Origin of the sequence: Nonomuraea sp. NPDC050643, from assembly GCF_040654715.1 — a bacterium.
GTDB lineage: Bacteria > Actinomycetota > Actinomycetes > Streptosporangiales > Streptosporangiaceae > Nonomuraea.
Map to the genome: position 1 here is coordinate 228,282 of NZ_JBFAIM010000014.1, position 13,421 is coordinate 241,702.

The window sequence follows — 13,421 nt, forward strand, 5'->3', positions numbered from 1 at the left end:
AACCGGCCTCCCGCATGCGGCCAACAACAGGGTGACCGCATGAGAGAGGACCGGCACTAGTGGTGGCTGTTCAGGATGTGCCCGAGACGCTGGACGACTCGACCCTGATAGGGCGTTCGCTCAGCGACCCCGAGAGCTTCGCGGCGCTGTTCGACCGGCACGCCGACGAGATCCACCGGTACGCCGCCAGGCGCCTCGGAGCGGAGCTCGCCGACGACGTGGCCGGAGAGGTGTTCCTCGTGGCCTTCCGCCGGCGCGCCCGCTACGACCGCTCGTGGCCGGACGCCAGACCCTGGCTGTACGGCATCGCGACCAAGGTCGTCGCCCAGCACCGCAGGGCGGAGCGGCGGCGTACCGCGGCCATGGCCAAGGTGAGCGTGGAGCGTCCCGGGACGTTCGACGACCGCAGCGCCGACCGGGTCACCGCCGAGCGGCTCCAGCCGCGCCTGGCCAAGGCCCTGACCGGCCTGAGCGCGGGCGAACGGGATCTGCTCCTGCTGGTGGCCTGGGCGGACCTGACCTACGAGGAGGCCGCGCACGCGCTCGGCGTTCCCGTCGGCACCGTCCGGTCCAGGCTGCACCGGCTCCGCGCCAAAGTACGCAGGGCGCTCGGCGGTATCGACCCCTTCGGAGAAGCTGAGGAGCGCCAGCATGGATGAGGACGAGATCCGCGTGTTCGCCGACGGCAGGCCGGCGGCGCCGCCGTACCGGGCGGAGGCCCGCGCCACGGCGCGGGAGCGGCTGCTGGGCGAGGCGCGACGGAAGGAGCGCCGGTTCCGGCCGCCACGGCTCGGCTGGCAGGCCGTGGCCGCCTTCGGGGTGACGGTCGTGCTGGTCGGGGGTGTGGCCGTCACCCTGTCGAGCCAGGACCGGGGCGTCTCCCCGGCCGCCTCGCTCACCCAGTCGGCCGCCGTGTCCACCGGCGAGCTGGACCCCCGCCCCGGCCAGTACATCCTCGTCGAGTCCGACACGATGTACCCGTCGTTCGAGTTCGGCCAGAACGGCGAGGAGACGCGCAAGCTCTACCGCACGCACCGGAAGATCTGGCAGTCGGTGGACGGCACCGGCGACGGGCTGCTGCTGATCGAGCAGCTCGAGTCCCAGCCGTGGCCGGGCGGCGAACCGCCCACCTCGGCGGGCGAGGAGAAGGACGCCTCCTGGCACACGATCGCGTCCTGCCCGGAGCTGATGGGCGAGCACCGCTCCGACTACGCCTACCTGAGCACGCTGCCCACGGACCCCGCCGCGCTGCGCGAGCGCCTCTACCGCCGGATCCAGCCGGACGGGAGCAAGGGCGTCGACACCGACGAGGCCGCGTTCCGGAACATGGTGGACCTGGTCAGGGAGCGCTATCTGCCCAGACCTCAGCGCGACGCGGTCTTCGAGGCCGCCAAGACCATCACCGGGATCCAGGTGGCCGAGGGAGTGGCGGACTCGTCGGGCCGCAAGGGGGTGGCCCTGGGAATGGTGGTACAGGGAACGCTCACGCAGGCGATCTTCGACCCGGAGACGCACCTGCTCCTCGGGGAGCGCTCGGAGGTCGTGGACGCCGGGCAGGCGCAGGCGCCCAAGGGCAGCGTCCTGGCGTTGACGGCCCAGCTCGGCATCAGCGTGGTGGACGCCCTCCCGGCCACGCCGACGCAGCCGTCGAGCGACGGTAGCTGCACCCCGCAGGTCCAGCCCACCTCTGGGGAGTCGGGCGCGCCCCCGCCCGTCGTGACGTCGCCGCCCGTCATCCCGTCGGAGTCAGGGTCGGCCAGCCCGTCGGAGACGGGGTCCGCCAGCCCGTCAGAGACGATGGCCGCCGTGCCCGACCAGACCGCGGCCAACGAGGCCGTGCCCAACCAGGCCGTGCCCAACCAGGCCGGTCCCACGGAGCCGCCCACCGAGGTCGAGGCGCCGGAGCCGGGCGTTCCGACGCCCACGAGGACGGGTTGAGCACGTAACCGGCCCACGTGGGTCGTCACGGCGGGCCGGTGGTGAGCCGGAGAAGCGTTCCCCTGGACAGGGCCCAGCCCCGTATGGTGGCTGGGCCCTGCCGCGCGGAGCCGTCAACTGGTCTGGAGCTCGTAAAGCGCGTCGGTGAGCTGGTCGATCGCCCAGAGCAGGTCGTCCTCGGAGACGACGATGGGCGGAGCCAGGCGGATCGTCGAGCCGTGCGTGTCCTTGGCCAGCACGCCCCGCTTCATCAGCGCCTTCGACACCTCGCGCCCGGTCCCGAGCTCCGGGTCGATGTCCACGCCCGCCCACAGCCCGCGCCCGCGCACCTCGACCACGCCCCTGCCGACCAGCTCGCGCAGCCGCGTGTGCAGCACCTCGCCCAGCTTGGCGGCCCTGGCCTGGTATTCGCCGGTGTTGAGCAGCTCGATGACCGCGTTGGCCACCGCGCACGCCAGCGGGTTGCCGCCGAACGTGGACCCGTGCTGGCCGGGGTGGATGATGCCGAGCACGTCCCGGTTCGCGGCGATGGCCGACACCGGCACCACGCCGCCCCCGAGTGCCTTGCCCAGCACGTAGATGTCGGGGACGACGCCTTCGTGGTCGCACGCGAACGTCCGCCCCGTGCGCCCCAGCCCCGACTGGACCTCGTCGGCGATCATCAGCAGGCCCTCGGCCGAGCACAGCGCCCGCACCTCGCTCAGGTAGCCGTCCTCCGGCACCAGCACGCCGGCCTCGCCCTGGATCGGCTCCACCAGCACGGCCACCGTGTTCGCGTCGACGGCCCGCCTGATCGCGTCGGCGGAGCCGTACGGGACGAGCCGGAAGCCCGGCGTGTACGGGCCGAAGTTGTCGTGCGCCTCCGGATCGGTGGAGAAGCTGACGATCGTGGTCGTGCGACCGTGGAAGTTGCCCTCCATCACGATGATGTTGGCCTGGTCGGGTTCGACGCCCTTGACCTCGTAGCCCCACTTGCGCGCCACCTTGATGGCGGTCTCGACGGCCTCGGCGCCGGTGTTCATGGGCAGGACCAGGTCCTTGCCCGTGAGGTCGCCCAGCCCGGCGCAGAACCGCGCGAACTGGTCGTGGTAGAAGGCGCGGCTGGTCAGGGTCAGCCGTTCGAGCTGCTCCTTCGCGGCTTCGATGATCTTCGGATGGCCGTGGCCGAAGTTGAGCGAGGAGTAGCCGGCCAGGCAGTCCAGATACCGCTTGCCGTCGACGTCGGTGACCCAGGCGCCGTGCGCCTCGTGGATCACGACGGGCAGTGGATGGTAGTTGTGCGCGCCGCGGCGCTCGCTCACTTCGATCAGCTCTGCGCTGGTGGTCATGATCAGTTTTCCCCCCTGATCTCCAGTGTGCAGCACTTGGGGCCGCCACCCGCTTTACGCAGCTCCGACAGGTCGACCGGGATCACTTCGTAGCCACGCCGCTTGAGCTCCAGTTGCAGGTTGGAGGCTTCGGCGTTGATGACCACGTTGGTGCCGTCGCTGACCGCGTTGAGGCCGAGCACCTCGGCGTCCTCGGCGCCCGCCACCACGGCGTCGGGGAACATGCGGCGCAGCACCGCGAGGCTGCCCTCGGAGAAGGCGTCCGGGTAGTAGGCGACGTTGTGGCCGTCGAGCGGGAACAGCGCCGTGTCCAGGTGGTAGAAGCGCGGGTCCACCAGTTTGAGTGAGACCACGGGCCGGCCCAGGTATTCCTGCGCCTCCTGGTGGGCGACCACGTCGGTGCGGAAGCCGGTGCCGGCCAGGATGACCTCGTCGAGGGTGAGGAAGTCGCCCTCGCCCTCGTTGACGTGGCCGGGCTCGAACGTCGTGTAGCCGCGTTCGGCGAACCAGCGCAGGTAGGCGGGCCCCTCGGGGCCGCGCTGCGGGTAGGCGAACCGGGCGCCGTAGACGCGCCCGCCGACGACCAGCGCGCCGTTGGCCGCGAACACCATGTCGGGCAGCCCGTCGATCGGGTCGATCAGGCTCACCTGGTGCCCGAGCTCCTCGTACGTCGCCTTCAGACCCTCCCACTGCCGGACCGCCACATCGCGGTCCGCGCCGGACTCGGGGTGCATCCACGGGTTGATCACGTATTCGACCGTGAAGTACTCCGGACGGCACATCAGGAAGTGTTTGGGCATGCAGCACTCCATCGTCTCTTACCTGGGAAAATCCCGTTCAAGGGGGACGAGCACAGCCTAGGAACGCATGTTCCTGCAAGCCAAGCGGATCGTATTGCGTGTCCGCGCGGGTCTGTTGCGTCTCTCAGCCGCCGGCATGCGATCGGTTGCGCGGCTCCGGCACGGCGGCTCCGGGAGGCGATTCCACGAGTCTCGACAGCACGATGGAGCTCTTGGTCCGCACCACGAACGACTCCGCCGCGATGCGCTCGATCACCCGCTCGACATGCCGTACGTCCGTGGCCCTGATGTGCAGCAGCGCGTCCGCCTCACCGGTGATCGTGGCCGCCCCCACCACCTCGGGGAACTTGGCCACGGCCAGCGCGATGTCCGACGGCTTGGTCTTGCCCTGGCAGAACAGCTCCACGTACGCCTCGGTCGTCCAGCCGAGCGCCTGCGGCGCCACCCGCGCGCTGAACCCGGTGATCGCCCCGCTGTCGCGCAGCCGGTCCACCCGCCGCTTGACCGCCGACGCGCTCAGCCCCACCGCGTGGCCGATGTCCGCGTAGGTCGCGCGGGCGTCTTCGACGAGTGCGGCGATGATGTCACGATCGAGCCGGTCCAGTTCCACGCGCCTTGTATACAGCCTGGCCAGGCTGGCGCGCGACGAGCGGCGCGCGGGACACTGTGCGGGCAGACCATGACCGGAAGGTATTCGCCAATATGAGCACCGCAGGCTTCCCCGAGGGCTTCGTGTGGGGAGTTTCCACGTCGGCCTTCCAGATCGAGGGGGCGACCTCCGTGGACGGGCGCGGGCCGTCCATTTGGGATGGCTTTTCCGCCGACCGGGCAGAGGCGTGCGACCATTACCATCGCTACCCCGAAGACGTGCGGCTGATGAAAGACCTCGGAATGGCCGCCTACCGGTTCTCGGTGAGCTGGCCACGGGTTTTCCCCGAGGGGCGCGGAAAGCCGAACCCGGCCGGGCTCGATTTCTACGACCGGCTCGTGGACGAGTTGCTCGGCGCGGGCATCGCCCCGTACGCGACGCTTTATCACTGGGATCTGCCGCAGGCGCTGGAGAATGTCGGCGGCTGGCCGGAGCGCGACACCGCGCGCCATTTCGCGGACTACGCGCTGGCCCTGCACGAGCGGCTCGGCGACCGGGTCGGCACGTGGTTCACGCTGAACGAGCCGTGGGTGGCGGCGTTCCTCGGCTACGGCGCCGGCATTCACGCCCCGGGGCGCACGTCGGCCTCCGACGCGTTCAAGAGCGCCCACCACATGCTGCTCGCGCACGGCCTGGCGGCGGGGGCTCTGCGCGCGGCCGGGGCCCGGCGGGTCGGCGCGGTGCTCAACATCTCGCCCGTCCTGACGCCCGCCCAGGTCGGCGACTTCACCAGGGAGCTGTCGGAGGAGGACGCCAGGGTCGTGTCCACGATCGACGCCCTGGTCAATCGGCAGTTCCTCGAGCCGATGCTGCGCGGCGCCTACCCGGCGGAGCTGCTGCCGGTCATCGAGCGCCACGCCGGGCTCGAGCACGTCCACGACGGCGATCTGGACGTCATCTCCCAGCCTCTCGACCTGCTCGGCGTCAATTACTACACCCCGCTGGTCGTGCAGGCCCAGCCGAGCGAGCCCGCCGATCCGGCGTTCCCGGGAAGTGAGGGCGTGCTCTTCTGCACGGTTCCGACGGCGGTCACCGCGATGGGCTGGCCGATCGTCCCCGACGGTCTTTCCCTGCTGTTGCGCCGCCTTTCCCGGGAATATCCCGGCCTCGATCTCATGGTCACCGAGAACGGCGCCGACTTCGTCGACGTGGTGAACGGCAACGGCATTCACGACACCGACCGGATCAGCTTCATCGAGGAGCATCTGCGGGCCCTGCGCGCCGCCATCGCCGACGGCGCCCGGGTGCGCGGATATCTCGTCTGGACCCTGCTCGACAATCTCGAATGGGCCGACGGCTATCAGCGCAAATTCGGCCTCGTCCACGTGGACTTCGCCACCCAGCGAAGGCGGCTGAAGGACAGCGCGCTCTGGTACCGCGACGTCATCCGCCGCAACGGCCTGTCCGACGCCCGCCCCAAGCGGCCCACGCTCGAGACGGTGGCCGCGCGCGCCGGTGTGTCCAGGGCCACGGTGTCCCGCGTGGTCAACGGCGAGTCCTCGGTGAGCCAGGAGGTCAGGACCGCGGTCATGCGGGCCGTCGGCGAGCTGGGCTACGTCCCCAACGCCGCCGCCCGCAGCCTGGTCACGCAGCGGACCAACAGCATCGCCCTGGTCCTGTCCGTGCCCCGCCAGAGCGGTGACGCGCTGACGGCCGCCGTGGTCCAGTACGTCACGAGCCTGCTGGAGGGCGCGGGCAAGCAGATCACGCTCATGCTCGCCGACACCGCCGAGAGCCACCGGCGCATCGTCGCGCACGTGGAGGCTCGGCTGGCCGACGGGGTCGTGCTGCTGCCGCCCGACCGGGCCGACACGCTGGCCGAGCGGCTGTCGCGGACCGGGGTGCCGCTCGTGCTGCTGGGCAAGCCGGCGATCGCCTCGATGCTCCCCTACGTGGACGTGGACCACGCCGGCGGCGCGGTGGCCGTCACCGAGCACCTGCTCGCCCGCGGGCGCCGCCGGATCGGCATGATCTGCGGCCCCATGGACCTGGTCGCCGTCCAGGATCGCCTGGCCGGCCACCGCACGGCCCTCCAGCGGGCCGGGCTCGGCCCGCACCTGGCCCTCGCCGACGACCTCTCGCGCGCGGCGGGCGCGGCGGCCACGCGGCGGCTGCTCGGCGACGACCCTTCCCTGGACGCCGTCTTCGCCGCCACCGACCAGCTCGCCATCGGGGCGCTGCAGGCGGCGCGGGAGGCGGGCAGGCGGGTGCCCGAGGACCTGTCGATCGCGGGCTTCGACGACATCGACGCCGCCTCGGCCACCACGCCGGGGCTCACGACGGTCCGCGTGCCGGTCGCCGACCAGGCTCTCGCGCTGGCCCGGCTGCTGCTGTCGCGGCTGGAGGGCCGGCACACCGCCTCCGTCGTGCTCCCGGCCCGCCTCGTGGTGCGGGAGTCGGCCTAGAGCTGCCGCTCGAAGAGGCGGGGGAAGACCTTGGACACCTTCGACAGCAGGTACTGCCCGTAGGTGCCGGTGAAGTCCACCTGGCCGTCCCAGCGGCGCCCGGGGGCGTAGGGGAGGGGCGGCACCTCGCTGTCCCAGCCGGGGTCGAAGAAGAAGGGGAAGCTGAGGCGTTCGTTGCCGCTGCGGTTGCGTACGCGGTGGGGGGTGGAGCGGTACTGGCCGCCGGTGAGTTTGTCGAGCATGTCGCCGATGTTGCACACGAACGTGCCCGGCACCGGCGGGGCCTCGGTCCAGCCGGTGGACGTGCGTACCTGGAGGCCGCCGTTGGCGTCCTGGAGGAGCAGGGTGAGCAGCCCGTAGTCGGTGTGCTCGCCCACTCCCCAGGTGTCGGGGTCGTCGGGCGGGGAGGGCGGGTAGTGAAATATCCGGAAAAGGATGGTCGGATCGGCCGTGTAGCCCGTACGGAAGTAGTCCTCCTCCAGCCCCAGGCTCAGCGCGATCCCGGCCATGACCGCCTGCCCGACCTCCGTCATCGTCCGCAGATAGGCCAGCACCGCGTCCCGCAGCTCGGGCACCTGGGCAGGGAACAGGTTCGGGCCGTGCAACGGCACCGGCCCCGGCGGTTCCTCGGCCCCGAAATAGACGCCCTCCTTCAGGTCCGGCCGCCCCGAGGTCAGCTCGTCGCCGACGGGGAAGAAGCCGCGCCAGGCCCGGCCGCCCCGCTCCATGGCGATCTCGTCCTTGACCTCCTCGGGCAGGGCGAAGAAGCGCCGGGCGGCGGCGTCGAGCCGCTCGATGAGCTCCGGCGGCACGCCGTGCCCCGCGACGTAGAAGAACCCGGTCTCGCGGCAGGCCGCCCCGATCCGCCCCGCGACGGCGCGCTTCCCCGCGGAAGGTCCGGCACCCGTGAGAAGTGGTGACACATCAATCACCGGCAATTCGCTCACTCGCACCATTGTTCCCCATTTCGCCCGCCTCACCAGAGCTTTCCGGCGCCGCGAATTAGCATCGAAGGCAGGACCCGCTGGGGAGGCCAGATGCGTTTCGTTCGCCTCAATCGCCCGAAGCAGGAAGCACCCGCCGATCCCGGCGACCAGATCACCCGCATCACGCCCGTGTACGCCTACGACGGCGACCTCTACCGCCTGCCCGACTGGCCGCAGCGCCGCAGCGCCGAACGCGAGCTCGGCCGCGCCCACGCCGCCGACGGCCAGATCGACACGCTCACCCTGCAGACCGGCGCCGTCCCCCGCTTCCACGAGCTGGAGGACGAGCGGCTGGAGGAGCTGGCCAGGATCGAGGACTGCACGGAGCGGGAGGTCCAGCAGGCCCGCGCCGAGTTCGAGGCCCAGAAGATCCGGCTGTCGGAGTCGCAGCGCGCGTTCGCGGACGCCCGCAAGGCCCTCGACGACAGCCAGCAGCGCGTCACGGAGCTGGAGCAGCCCAGCCGGCGGCCCGGCGACGGCCGGCCCAGCTCGATCGCCATCTCGGGCAGCCACTGGCCGGTCGTCCGCCGCTGGCTCCCCGCCGCCCTCCTGCTGCTGCTCCTCCTGATCGTCGAGGTGCCCATCCTCTACCAGGTCATCCTGAGCTGGGGCGACAGCGTCGCGATGACCGCCCTGCTGGCCGCCGGCGCCGCCCTGATCATGCTGGTGGCGCCGCACATGTACGGGCGGGCGTTCCGCGCCTGGCAGGAGCACGGCAGCTCGGCCAAGGGCCGCTGGCTCCTCATCGGCGTGGCGCTCACCTGGCTCGGCCTCATCGTCGCGGTCGCCGTCCTGCGCCGCGACGCGCTCGTCAAGCCGCTGGTGGTGGACGGCCAGGAGATCGGCCCCACTTCGGAGGGCGTGGGCCGGCTACCCACCATGATCCTCCTGCTGGCCCTCCTCATCGCCACCGCCCTCATCGCCGCCGACCTCGGCCGCCGCATGCACAACCCCAACGACCGCCGCCTGCGCGAGCTCCGCGCCAAACGCGACACCGAGGCCCGTGCCAGCGCCACCGCCCAGGCGGACTACCAGCGGGACACGGGTTACGCGGAGAGCGTCGCCCAGTACCTCCAGGCGGTGGACCGCCGCCGCGCCAGCCGGCTGCGCCAACTGGACAGCGGCTACGACAGCCTGGCGACGGCGTACCTCGGGGGAGTGGTGGAGGGACTGCGGGACCCGGAGGCGGCGAGCTGGGCCGAGCGCATCGTCCTGCGCCGCCGTACCACCCGCTCCTGACGGTCCGGGCCGGGACGGATCACCCAAGGAGCACTTCGGCGACGTGGCCCGAAGGCCTGTCGGCCCCGCCGTGCCCGTCATTCCGGAATGACCGGTTCCCGGGCGGAAGACGTCCGCCCGGGAACCGGACCGCTCAGGAGGTCGAGAAGGTGAACCAGTTGACGTTCACGAAGTCGGCCGGCTGGCCGCTGCTGAAGGTCAGATAGACCGTGTGCGTCCCGGTCACCCCTGAGGTGTTGGCCGGCACCGTCCGCCAGCTCTGCCATCCGCCCGTGTTCGAGAGCGCGAAGTCACCGATGGGCGTGGCCGTCGGGCTGTCGAGCCTGACCTGCACCAGACCGCTCACCCCGGCCCCCGCCCCCGAGGCCACGCGCGCCCTGAACTGGGTGGTGGCCGTCGAGCCGAAGTCGACCCCGTCGAAGCGGAGCCAGTCGCCGTTGCCGATGGCGCCGATGTTCTGGCCGCCGCCCGAGTCGGTGGTCGTCTCGGTGATGGTGCCCGACTGCCCCTGGTAGGCCTCCGCCTGGATCGTGGAGCGCGCGTCCACGCCGCCCGGGGGCTGCGTCGGGGTGGTGCCGCTCTGCCACACCGCCACGTAGTCGACCATCATCGGCCGTCCCGGCACGGTCTCCGCCGTCGGTGTCGGGCCGGCCAGCGCGTTGGGGAACGCCCCGCCCATGGCCACGTTGAGCAGCAGGAAGTAGCCGGCGTGGCCGGTCATGTTGGTCCAGGTCGTCGCGTCGAACTGCGACTGGTTGACGCCGTGGAACTGCTGGCCGTCCACGTACCAGCGCAACTGGTTGGGGCTCACGCTGCGGTCCCACTCGAACCGGTAGGTGTGGTACGCCGACTGGCAGCTCGACCCCGGGCACGCGCGGCTGGCGCCGAGGCCGGTGGTCTCGTTGCATGGCCCGCCCGGGTTGACGCCGCAGTGCAGGACGCCCCAGACGGAGTTGATGCCGTTGACGTTCTCCATGATGTCGAACTCGCCGATCCCCGGCCAGTTCCAGTAGTTCCCCCGGTACGGCGCCCCGAGCGCCCAGAACGCCGGCCAGTAGCCCAGGGCGGCGTTGCCGGTCACGTTCGGCATCTGGAGGCGGCTCTCGATGCGCAGGACGCGCCCGTCGGCGGGCTTGAAGTCGGCCCGTCTGGTCTCGATGCGGGCCGAGGTCCATTCGCCGGAGGAGCTGCGCAGCGGCGTGATGCGCAGGTTTCCGGAGCCGTCGAGGCTGAGGTTGGAGGTGCTGGAGGTGTAGTTCTGGACCTCGCCGGTGCCCCAGTTGGCCGGGCCGCCCGGGTACGAGTGTCCCGTGTCGATGATCCAGTTGGACGACGACGGCAGGGTGTTGGCGTTGCCGTTGAAGTCGTCCGACCAGACCAGCGACCAGCCCGACGGGGTGGGCGGGACGGTGGCCGAGGCGCTGACGGCCACCTTGACGAGCAGGCCGCTGAGTGCCACGAGCACCACGGCCACCGCTGTCAGGCGGCGTCTGTGCCGGTTTGCTGTTGTCATCACATCGCTCCATGGGGGGTGCGGAGACGCGAGAGAGAGCGCTCTCTCAGCAGATGTGAACACAGCGCTTACTTCCTGTCAATATTGCGCACGACACGGTTGACAAGGAAGTGAAATGGCCGCTATCAAGATGAGAGAGCGCTCTCGTACGTGGTCTCGCCCGGGGTTCGGCCGAGGCCGCTACAACAGGTCCACCGTGCTCGCCCCCGCCGCCTCGAACGCCTCCTTCCAGAACCCCTCGAGCTGAGGGAACCGGTCCGGACTCGACGTCTTCTCCCGCAGGAACCCATGGACGGCCACCGTGTACCCGGTCAGGTCGGGCAGCAGCCGCGCGTCCCGCAGCTCCTTGATCTTCTGCTGGCGCGCGCCCTCGCTCAGGTCGAGCTTGTTGATGTTCAGGTCGCCCCGGTTGTTGATCAGGTCGCTGAACACGATGATCTGATGCGCCTTGTCCGGCTGCCGTTGCGCGGTGAGCTGCTTGACCAGGTACCGCAGGGCGCCGAGCACGTCCGACCCCTCGCCCTCCGTGGGGCAGCCGAACAGGTTGACCGCCCTCGGCACCACCTCCGTGATGCGGTGCTTCCGGACGCGGTCCTCGACGACGGGGTTGGCGTTGGGGTTCTCGGCCTGGGTGGCGGCGATGGGCAGCGGGTCCTGGCGGCAGGTGCTGCTCTCCGAGCTGCCCGTGACCGCGGCGAAGCCGATCCAGTCGCAGCCCTGGGCGAAGGCGGGGAGCTTGGAGGTGACGTCGTTTCTGGAGGTGGCGGGGTCGGCGTAGCTGGTGGAGTCGACGATCACGCCGCACAGGCCCCTGGACTCGGTGCCGCACGCCGCCAGGGTGGCGACTACCAGGACCGACGCTGCCGCCGCGGCCAGGAGGCGGGGGACTGGGGGCGCCGATCTCCTGGACGGGCGCGGGCGGTCTCCCCGGACGCCGTCACCGTCGCCGTCACTCGCCTCAACCATCACTCACTCTCCCTCTCGAGGAGCCTGGTCATCCATGGGACCGCCCCGGCCGGACCCGCCACCCCGCGGGCGGACACCCTCATCCCGGGCCGCCACCGCGCCGGTGCGGTGTCGGGCAGGCGGCCGCTCCTCGGGTGGGAGGTCACGGGCGGCAGTCCAGGCGGTAGCCGGCGGGTCGTCGGTGGACAGCCGGTCGTCGGTCGGCGGGTCGTCGCTGGGCGCCGGGTCGGCGGGCGGGGGGCCGGCGGGTTCGCCGGTGTGGAGAGGGCCCTCGGTCGTGGAGGTGCGTTCGCCGGTTGTGGAGGTGGGGTCGCCGGTTGTGGTGGGTGGGGTGAGCTGGGGGTGGTGGGTGGTGGGGAGCTCTCTGGGCATGACCTCCGCGTGCCACACCTCGATGCGGTCCTCGACCTCGCGCAGGATCCGCCCGATCTCCTCCCGCCCCGAGATCGCCGTCGAGGTCCCACCGGTGGCGTCCATCGCGATGACCTCGCCCTTCCACAGGGACGGGACCTCCTCCTTGCGCGGATGAGCCCGCAGCACACCCCCCTTGTAGGCGGCGATGAGCTGCTCGGCCCTGGCGTGCACGGCCTCCACCTCGTGGTCGCGCTCGATCAGCGCGCTCTCCCACTCCTGCGTGAGGTGCTCGATGCGGGCCCGGGCCCGCTGTATGCCGGCGTTCGACTCCTCGACCACGGCCCGCCGCCGCGCCTCCGCCCGCCGCGCCCTGGCCTCCGCGATCGAGATGAACGGGTCTCTCTGCTCCGGTCCGGCGGCGGTGCTCCCGTGCGGCGCCGTGCCGTCCGTGGCGGGGTCGGGCCAGGGGTGCGTGGTGTCGTGGGGTAAGAGGGGCGCGTGGCCGTTGGCGTGCGGGTGAGGCTCTGGGCGGGTGTCGCTCCTGCCCAGTTCGCGCAGGATCACCTCCCGCTCCCCGAGCGCTCGCTCCAACAACGTCGTACGCGTCGCCGCCAGCCGCCGGTCCACCTCGGTGACCTGTTCGCGGGCTCGGGCCCGGATCTCGGTCACGTACGAGGGCTGGAACTCCGGATCCGTGAACTCGCCCAAAGGATGCTGGCGGGCGTCCCGCATCCCCTGCCGACGCGCCTCCTCCCGCTCGGCCAGCGGATCGCCCCGCTTGAACAGCCGCGACAAGAACGCCATCCGCGTCTCCTGGCTCCGGCCGGACCGGCACCCGGCCCGAGTGGTCCTGAACCCCAGACTAAGCGGTCAGTTCCCACGATGGCGGCGATGTCACCTGATGGCGACAGGTATCGCCTCGACCACGCCGTCGGCCCACGTCACGCCGTTGCGGCGGCGCGCCACTGAAGGGTCAGCGAGCGTCCCCCTGGAAGGTCCTCGGCCCCGTGCGGCTCGGGCGGTCCGGCGGCACCGCCGTAAAGGATGTCGTGAAAACACCGCCGCAAAGGACGTCGCAAAAGAGACCGCCGTAAAGGGCGTCGCGAAAGCATGTGGCGCCGCGCGGAGAGCGCGGCGCCACAGCCACATGACGGAAGGGAGCCGTCCGCCCGTATCCGCCGCCCCGGTCGGCTTCAACATGTAGTACTCGGGGGAGGCCTCCACGTCAGGCACGCCCGCGGGG

The 13,421-nt window shown here is 71.3% G+C and carries 11 protein-coding genes; 4 read left to right on the plus strand and 7 right to left on the minus strand.

Annotation, left to right across the window (positions count from 1 at the left end; translation table 11 throughout):
- Positions 1–62: 62 nt before the first annotated feature.
- Positions 63–659, plus strand: a complete 597-nt coding sequence (locus AB0I15_RS21220) for an RNA polymerase sigma factor (protein WP_358097868.1) — start codon at positions 63–65, stop codon at positions 657–659.
- The gene (locus tag AB0I15_RS21225; RefSeq protein ID WP_358097871.1) at positions 652–1,938 is read left to right on the plus strand and encodes a CU044_5270 family protein; all 1,287 of its coding nucleotides are present in this window, start codon (positions 652–654) and stop codon (positions 1,936–1,938) included. The genes AB0I15_RS21220 and AB0I15_RS21225 overlap by 8 nt, the downstream gene beginning before the upstream one ends.
- A gap of 113 nt (positions 1,939–2,051) precedes the next feature.
- On the opposite strand, the gene rocD is transcribed toward AB0I15_RS21225, so the two are convergent.
- The 3 genes from rocD to AB0I15_RS21240 form a co-directional block, all read right to left on the minus strand.
- A complete protein-coding gene (gene rocD, locus AB0I15_RS21230) occupies positions 2,052–3,266 on the minus strand; it encodes an ornithine--oxo-acid transaminase (RefSeq protein ID WP_358097873.1) in 1,215 nt (404 codons plus the stop codon).
- Positions 3,267–3,268: 2 nt separating this feature from the next.
- Entirely contained in the window at positions 3,269–4,066 is a 798-nt protein-coding gene (gene ddaH, locus AB0I15_RS21235) for a dimethylargininase (RefSeq protein WP_358097876.1), read from the minus strand.
- A gap of 124 nt (positions 4,067–4,190) precedes the next feature.
- The gene (locus tag AB0I15_RS21240; protein WP_358097879.1) at positions 4,191–4,676 is read right to left on the minus strand and encodes an Lrp/AsnC family transcriptional regulator; all 486 of its coding nucleotides are present in this window, start codon (positions 4,674–4,676) and stop codon (positions 4,191–4,193) included.
- Positions 4,677–4,768: 92 nt separating this feature from the next.
- On the opposite strand from AB0I15_RS21240, the gene AB0I15_RS21245 reads away from it, so the two are divergent.
- Complete coding sequence (locus AB0I15_RS21245; RefSeq protein ID WP_358097882.1) at positions 4,769–7,120, plus strand: GH1 family beta-glucosidase; 2,352 nt, start codon at positions 4,769–4,771, stop codon at positions 7,118–7,120.
- Here AB0I15_RS21245 and AB0I15_RS21250 read toward each other — a convergent pair.
- Positions 7,117–8,076 (minus strand): 2-oxoglutarate and iron-dependent oxygenase domain-containing protein, encoded by a 960-nt coding sequence (locus AB0I15_RS21250; RefSeq protein WP_358097885.1) that lies wholly within the window; start codon positions 8,074–8,076, stop codon positions 7,117–7,119. The two genes, AB0I15_RS21245 and AB0I15_RS21250, sit on opposite strands and share 4 nt — an antisense overlap.
- 81 nt (positions 8,077–8,157) lie before the next feature.
- Here AB0I15_RS21250 and AB0I15_RS21255 point away from each other — a divergent pair, with 81 nt between their 5' ends.
- Complete coding sequence (locus tag AB0I15_RS21255) at positions 8,158–9,345, plus strand: hypothetical protein (protein WP_358097888.1); 1,188 nt, start codon at positions 8,158–8,160, stop codon at positions 9,343–9,345.
- Positions 9,346–9,478: 133 nt separating this feature from the next.
- On the opposite strand, the gene AB0I15_RS21260 is transcribed toward AB0I15_RS21255, so the two are convergent.
- The 3 genes from AB0I15_RS21260 to AB0I15_RS21270 form a co-directional block, all read right to left on the minus strand.
- Positions 9,479–10,858, minus strand: a complete 1,380-nt coding sequence (locus AB0I15_RS21260) for a glycoside hydrolase family 16 protein (RefSeq protein WP_358097891.1) — start codon at positions 10,856–10,858, stop codon at positions 9,479–9,481.
- A 180-nt stretch (positions 10,859–11,038) separates the two neighbouring features.
- On the minus strand, positions 11,039–11,824 hold the full coding sequence (locus tag AB0I15_RS21265; protein ID WP_358097894.1) for a hypothetical protein: 786 nt from the start codon (positions 11,822–11,824) through the stop codon (positions 11,039–11,041).
- Between the two features lie 3 nt (positions 11,825–11,827).
- Positions 11,828–12,982, minus strand: coding sequence for a hypothetical protein (locus AB0I15_RS21270; protein WP_358097897.1), 1,155 nt, complete (start codon positions 12,980–12,982; stop codon positions 11,828–11,830).
- Between the last annotated feature and the right edge of the window lie 439 nt (positions 12,983–13,421).

What these genes read in the sequence shown, in the direction of transcription:
- AB0I15_RS21225 (WP_358097871.1), top strand. Translation starts at nt 652, where the DNA reads ATGGATGAGGACGAGATCCGCGTGTTCGCCGACGGCAGGCCGGCGGCG.
- rocD (WP_358097873.1), bottom strand. Translation starts at nt 3,266, where the DNA reads ATGACCACCAGCGCAGAGCTGATCGAAGTGAGCGAGCGCCGCGGCGCG.
- ddaH (WP_358097876.1), bottom strand. Translation starts at nt 4,066, where the DNA reads ATGCCCAAACACTTCCTGATGTGCCGTCCGGAGTACTTCACGGTCGAA.
- AB0I15_RS21245 (WP_358097882.1), top strand. Translation starts at nt 4,769, where the DNA reads ATGAGCACCGCAGGCTTCCCCGAGGGCTTCGTGTGGGGAGTTTCCACG.
- AB0I15_RS21250 (WP_358097885.1), bottom strand. Translation starts at nt 8,076, where the DNA reads ATGGTGCGAGTGAGCGAATTGCCGGTGATTGATGTGTCACCACTTCTC.
- AB0I15_RS21255 (WP_358097888.1), top strand. Translation starts at nt 8,158, where the DNA reads ATGCGTTTCGTTCGCCTCAATCGCCCGAAGCAGGAAGCACCCGCCGAT.
- AB0I15_RS21260 (WP_358097891.1), bottom strand. Translation starts at nt 10,858, where the DNA reads ATGACAACAGCAAACCGGCACAGACGCCGCCTGACAGCGGTGGCCGTG.
- AB0I15_RS21265 (WP_358097894.1), bottom strand. Translation starts at nt 11,824, where the DNA reads ATGGTTGAGGCGAGTGACGGCGACGGTGACGGCGTCCGGGGAGACCGC.
- AB0I15_RS21270 (WP_358097897.1), bottom strand. Translation starts at nt 12,982, where the DNA reads ATGGCGTTCTTGTCGCGGCTGTTCAAGCGGGGCGATCCGCTGGCCGAG.